At 60.8% G+C, this 944-nt stretch carries 1 protein-coding gene and 1 pseudogene; one reads left to right on the forward strand and one right to left on the reverse strand.

Features of this window, described 5'->3' with window-relative positions; genetic code table 11:
- Positions 1–449: pseudogene (locus AU465_RS33015) on the forward strand (ATP-binding protein); the annotation flags it as partial.
- A 152-nt stretch (positions 450–601) separates the two neighbouring features.
- Here the strand turns inward: AU465_RS33015 and AU465_RS33020 are convergent.
- On the reverse strand, positions 602–944 hold a 343-nt coding region (locus AU465_RS33020), incomplete at its 5' end, for an integrase core domain-containing protein (protein WP_192257195.1).

The raw sequence follows: 944 nt of genomic DNA on the forward strand, positions 1-944 counted from the left end.
TCATGCGCCGGACACCCGGCAGTATGACGCTGCTTCGACCGGAACCGGCAAGTCGCATCTGGCAATCGCCATCGCGCGGGCCCTGATCCGCAACGGTTCACGCGGCCGCTTCTTCAACGTCGTCGATCTCGTCAACCGGCTCGAGATGGAGCACCGAAGCGGCAAGCAGGGACGCATTGCTGACTACCTAACGCGGCTCGACTTCGTCGTCCTCGACGAACTCGGCTATCTCCCGTTCGCGCAGGCCGGCGGGCAATTGCTCTTCCACCTGATCAGTAGGCTCTACGAGCGGACCTCGATCATCGTCACCACCAACCTGGCGTTCGGCGAATGGCCCGCCGTCTTCGGCGACGCCAAGATGACGACAGCGCTCCTTCGACCGTCTCACCCATCATTGCGAGATCATCGAGACCGGAAACGAATCCTGGCGCTTCAAGAACCGCGCCTGATCACCTATCAAGCTGCCAAGCGCCATCCGCGCTCGCCCGGTCTGCGCAACCCTGACCAGCTCCGCCCGGGCGAACGCTGACCGCCGCGCATTACATAAGGGGGATCAAAATTGGACGCCGATCTGGAGTGCGCCCCCGAGGGTGGACATCTATCAGGCGGCGTTTTGACCGGTCTGCCGGATATGTTGATCCTCGAACTGCTGCGGGCTGAGATATCCCAGCGCCGAATGTAGCCTTTGCTTGTTGTAGACCTCGTCAATGAAGTGAGAAAGATGCTCGGTGACGTCCTCGAAGGTTTCGAACGCCATCGGGTAAACGGCCTCGACCTTGAGTGTCTTCATGAAGCTTTCGGCCTTGGCGTTGTCATAGGGGTTCCCCTTGCGCCCCATCGATCCGAGCAGATCGGCGTCTGCCAGGACTTGTCGATAGGCCTCCGCCGCATAGTGGGCGGATTCAAGCGGTCGTCGCAACACCTGAACGAAGGAGGTTGCGATG

The organism is Mesorhizobium silamurunense (assembly GCF_014843905.1).
In the GTDB taxonomy this organism is placed as follows: Bacteria; Pseudomonadota; Alphaproteobacteria; order Rhizobiales; family Rhizobiaceae; genus Mesorhizobium; species Mesorhizobium silamurunense.